Origin of the sequence: Candidatus Anoxymicrobium japonicum, from assembly GCA_002843005.1 — a bacterium.
Lineage (GTDB): Bacteria > Actinomycetota > Geothermincolia > Fen-727 > Anoxymicrobiaceae > Anoxymicrobium > Anoxymicrobium japonicum.
Window position 1 is genome coordinate 1 of sequence record PHEX01000092.1, and the last position, 4,706, is coordinate 4,706.

The window sequence follows — 4,706 nt, forward strand, 5'->3', positions numbered from 1 at the left end:
GATCCCCGCCAACTCCCGCAAGACCTACAACATGTCAGACAAGATACCGAGTGGCCGCGCCGCCATCAAAGTCACATCTAAGACCTCCGGCAAGAAGATCATGGTAGAGCGCGCCATGTACTGGAACAACAGAGGCGCCGGCACGGACACAATAGGCGGCTTTTCGGACTGACTTAACTTTTGGGGTCAGTCCCACATGGCGCGTCCGCGCGCCATGTGGGACTGACCCCAAAGTCCAAAGTTAAGTTGAAGTTGACGCCGGATGGGTGTTCCCATATCATCGAAGCACATCGTCGTTTTTTGCAAGGATTGATATGGCGTATTTGAAGCTGACAAAAAACACATACTCGGCAAGGCCGGGGGACATAGAGCGTAAGTGGCGCATCGTAAACGCTGACGGGCAGGTGCTGGGAAGGCTTGCGACCAACATAGCGACAGTGCTCAGAGGAAAGGACAAGGCGCGCTACACGCCCAGCATGGATACCGGCGACTTTGTGATAGTCGTAAATGCCGAGAAGGTGGTGCTGACCGGGAATAAGGATCTTCAAAAGGTTTACTACCATCACAGTGGTTATCCGGGCGGGTTGAAGGAGACTACCGCCGCGAGGATGCGTGAAGAGCACCCGGAGTGCATCATAACTTTTGCCGTAAAAGGAATGTTGCCAGATAGCAGGCTGGGGCGAGCGATGCTCAAGAAACTGCACGTCTACGCCGGGCCCGATCACCCGCACGAAGCGCAAAAGCCACAACCGCTGGAGATCAAGGAGTAGTTAAGATTGGCTGACGAATGTTTTATGGGGACCGGTCGCCGCAAAGAATCTGTCGCGCGGGTTCGTCTTTATCCCGGTACGGGCGAAGTGAAAGTAAATGGAAAATCCTTAGAGATATATTTTCCAAACAGACGTCAGTGTATCGAGGCGCTGGCGCCGTTGATTCACGTTGAGCTGAAGGGCAGCTATGATGTTACCGCGAAGCTTCACGGGGGTGGGGTATCGGGTCAGGCGGGGGCTATGCGGCTTGGAATCGCCAGGGCGTTGATCGAGGCCGACGAGGCCTTGCGTCCCGATCTCAAGAAGGGTGGTTTTCTGACGCGGGATGCGCGCATGAAAGAGCGCAAGAAGTACGGATTCAAGGGCGCCCGCAAGAAACCGCAATTCTCCAAGCGCTAATCGCTTAACTTTGGGGTCAGGCACCGTCTACCGCTTTAGCGTAGACGGTGCCTGACCCCGCCGCGTTTAGCGGTAGACGGTGCCTGACCCCTGTTGCATTATCGAAGTGGGAGGATTGTTGAAGAAGCGCTTTGGGACAGATGGAATAAGAGGGGAGGCGAACCGTGACCTTACTCCTGAGGTGGCGTTGCGCCTAGGCAGAGCGGCGGTTCTGGCGCTCGGCGATGGCGATTGTCGGGTGGTAGTGGGCCGGGACACGCGGGTGTCCGGCTTCATGCTCGAAGACGCGCTGACGGCGGGTCTGCTCTCACAGGGCGCTTCGGTCATGCTGGCGGGGGTGATCCCCACGCCAGCGATCGCTTACCTTACAGAGGAGTTGGACGCGACTGCGGGAATCGTGATATCCGCTTCTCACAACTCCTTCGAGGACAACGGAATCAAGTTTTTCGGGCCCGGTGGCGTCAAGCTGCCAGACGAGGTCGAGAACTCCATTGAAGAGCGTTTCGAATCAACCGCTACGTTGTCCAATCCGGGGACGGTTGGAGAGGTTAGATCAATTGAGGACGCTGAGGATATTTACGTTGATCACCTCCTCGAATGTGTGAACTTCGACCTCGAGGGCTATCGCGTGGTTCTCGACTGCGCGAACGGCGCGGCGTACCGGGTCTGCCCGCGAATATTCCGGACTCTGGGGGCGACAGTCGAGACTGTAGGGGCTGAACCGAATGGGCGCAATATAAACTTTAATTGCGGTTCGACGCATCCCGAACTGGCATCAGGGGCAGTGACAACCTGGAACGCGAATCTTGGTTTCGCCCTGGACGGGGACGCCGACCGTTGTATTTGCGTGGACGAGACCGGCGAAGTGCGCGATGGAGACTACGTGATGTCGGTCGTGGCGAGATACCTCAAGGAGCGCGACCTGCTCCACCCACCGCTTGTGATATCAACAGTCATGAGCAACCTCGGCTTTTTCAGATCCTTAAAGGAGAGCGAGATCGAGATCCAACAGGTCCAGGTGGGAGATCGCTATGTGCTTGAACGCATGGTCGAGACAGGAGCGCTTCTTGGCGGTGAGCAGTCCGGGCATATTATTTTTGGGGAGCACGCTTCGACGGGAGATGGCACGCTGACGGCTCTCATGGTGGCAGGCATTGTCAGGGATACCGGTGAAACACTGTCCTGTCTGGCGGGGACAATGAAAAAATATCCGCAAGTGCTCTTGAACGTGCGGTCGAAGTCGGGCCGCCGCCTCAAAAAGGATATGGCTCTGTGGGCCACGGTAGAGAAGCACGAGCGTGAGCTGGGCGACAGGGGGAGAATAATAGTTCGATCATCCGGCACAGAACCGATCGAGAGGGTAATGGTAGAGGCGATGAGCGAGCGCAAGGCGCATGAGGTCGCGCGCGCCATAGCGGACACCATTCTCGAAGAATTGGATCACCGCTAGCCAGAAAGAGGCGAACATGTGCGGCATAGTAGGATATCTTGGAAAAAAGAACGCCAAGGATGTTCTTTTCGAAGGGCTCCGACGGCTGGAATACCGGGGCTACGACTCGGCGGGGATCTGCGTGATATCGCCGGAACACGATCTCGAGTGCGTCAAAGTCGCGGGCAACCTGAATCACCTTGAACGGGCGCTTAAAAGCGCGGAACTGCCCGGCGGCATCGGCATAGGGCACACGCGCTGGGCCACACACGGGGCGCCCACCGAGCGCAACGCTCATCCTCACCTGGATTGCGGGGGAGACATCGCGGTCGTGCATAACGGCATCATCGAGAACCACGAGAAGCTTCGCGCGACGCTCGAGGATGCGGGGCACACGTTTGTTTCGCAGACCGACACCGAGACCATCGCGCACCTGATAGAAGAGTACTATGTCGACGATCTTTGCGAGGCTCTGCGGCGAAGCCTGGAGAAGGTCGAAGGATCTTTCGCGATTGCCGCCATTCATCGTAAGCAGCCCGGAGTCATAGTGGCGTCCAGGCGGGACAGCCCGCTTTGTCTGGGAATCGGGGACGGGGAGTACTTCGTGGCGAGCGCCGTGCCCGCTTTTTTAGCGAACACGCGCAACGTGCTGTACCTCGAGGACGATGAGATACTCGCTGTGGATCAGCATGGCTACGGCGTCTGGACGCTCGAGGGTCTCGATGTCGTTCGCGATCCCGTGGTAGCGCGATGGGATCTCGACGCCGCGGCGAAAGGCGGCTACGAGGACTTCATGCTCAAGGAGATTCACGAGCAGCCCAGGGCTGTAGTCGACACTATGGGTGACAAGCTCACCAGCTCAGGCGAGATAAACATCGAAGAGCTTGGACTTTCTTCGATCGACGCGCGCGAACTGCGAAGGATAGTGGTTGTGGCATGCGGAACAGCGTTTCACGCCGGCCTTCTCGCCAAGTATTTGTTTGAGCGGTGGGCGGCTCTTCCCGTGGAGATCGAGATAGCTTCCGAGTTCCGGTACCGCAATCTTGTTGTAACGTCGGAAGACCTCGTTGTGGCTATCAGCCAGTCAGGTGAGACTATGGATACGCTGGCGGGCGTGCGCGAGGCGACGAGGCGAGGCGCAAGAGTGATTGCGATCGTGAACACCGTGGGAAGCCAGATGACACGCGATGCCGGTGGCGTCGTACTGACACACGCGGGGCCAGAGATCGGTGTGGCGGCGACAAAGACGTTCACAGCGCAGATGTGCGCGATCTACCTGCTGGCGATGCATATCGGAAGGCTTCGCGGCGCGCTTAGAGACGCCCGTTACGACCGCATCGCATCAAGCTTGAAGAGTATGCCGGACAAAATGCGGAAACTCCTCGCGAGCACCGAGGACGTGGTTGAGTGCGCTCGCAAGTACTATTCCCGCGATGACTTTCTCTTCCTGGGCAGGAGCGTCAGCTATCCAATCGCGATGGAGGGGGCGCTCAAGCTCAAGGAAATCTCTTATATTCACGCCGAGGGGTATCCCGCGGGTGAGATGAAGCACGGCCCTATCGCCCTGCTTGACTCCACTGTTCCTGTGGTGGCTATCGTGCCAGAAGACTCTGTCTACGAGAAAATGATCGGCAACATCGAGGAGGTAAAGGCGCGCGGGGCGCCGGTGCTCGCGGTCGCGACCGAAGGAGACCTGAGAGTGGAGAGATTATGCGACGATGTCCTGTGGGTGCCGGAGGCCCCTGACATGCTTTCGCCGTTGCTCACGGTGCTGCCACTGCAGTTATTCGCGTATCACGTGGCGAAGATGCGCGGATGCAACGTGGATCAGCCAAGGAACCTGGCAAAGACAGTTACGGTTGAGTAAAAGGGCGCTCGGGGTGTCTTCTTCGCCCTCCGCTCGCGGACTCGGACGTCGGTCGAAGAAAACACCCCTCGCTTTGCTGGAGGAAAAGGCATAATGGGGTCAAACCAAAATATGCGTTTTCTCCTCTTGTTGGGGAGGAGGAGGAAGAGGGGGCGCTCGGGGTGTCTTCTTCGCCCTCCGCTCGCGGACTCGAAGTCGGTCGAAGAAAACACCCCTCGCTTTGCTGGGGGAAAAGGCATAA

Annotated in this window: 4 protein-coding genes; all 4 read left to right on the plus strand. The window is 57.8% G+C overall.

The genetic code is table 11. The features are described from left to right. The first annotated feature begins 314 nt into the window (after window positions 1-314). The gene (locus tag CVT63_07825; GenBank protein ID PKQ27470.1) at window positions 315-770 is read left to right on the plus strand and encodes a 50S ribosomal protein L13; all 456 of its coding nucleotides are present in this window, start codon (window positions 315-317) and stop codon (window positions 768-770) included. Between the two features lie 24 nt (window positions 771-794). Then, window positions 795-1,169, plus strand: a complete 375-nt coding sequence (locus CVT63_07830) for a 30S ribosomal protein S9 (protein PKQ27473.1) — start codon at window positions 795-797, stop codon at window positions 1,167-1,169. A 79-nt stretch (window positions 1,170-1,248) separates the two neighbouring features. Continuing rightward, window positions 1,249-2,619 (plus strand): phosphoglucosamine mutase, encoded by a 1,371-nt coding sequence (locus CVT63_07835; protein ID PKQ27471.1) that lies wholly within the window; start codon window positions 1,249-1,251, stop codon window positions 2,617-2,619. Window positions 2,620-2,635: 16 nt separating this feature from the next. Then, window positions 2,636-4,465, plus strand: a complete 1,830-nt coding sequence (glmS, locus tag CVT63_07840; GenBank protein ID PKQ27472.1) for a glutamine--fructose-6-phosphate transaminase (isomerizing) — start codon at window positions 2,636-2,638, stop codon at window positions 4,463-4,465. Window positions 4,466-4,706: the final 241 nt, after the last annotated feature.

What these genes read in the sequence shown, in the direction of transcription:
- glmS (PKQ27472.1), top strand. Translation starts at nt 2,636, where the DNA reads ATGTGCGGCATAGTAGGATATCTTGGAAAAAAGAACGCCAAGGATGTT.
- CVT63_07825 (PKQ27470.1), top strand. Translation starts at nt 315, where the DNA reads ATGGCGTATTTGAAGCTGACAAAAAACACATACTCGGCAAGGCCGGGG.
- CVT63_07830 (PKQ27473.1), top strand. Translation starts at nt 795, where the DNA reads ATGGGGACCGGTCGCCGCAAAGAATCTGTCGCGCGGGTTCGTCTTTAT.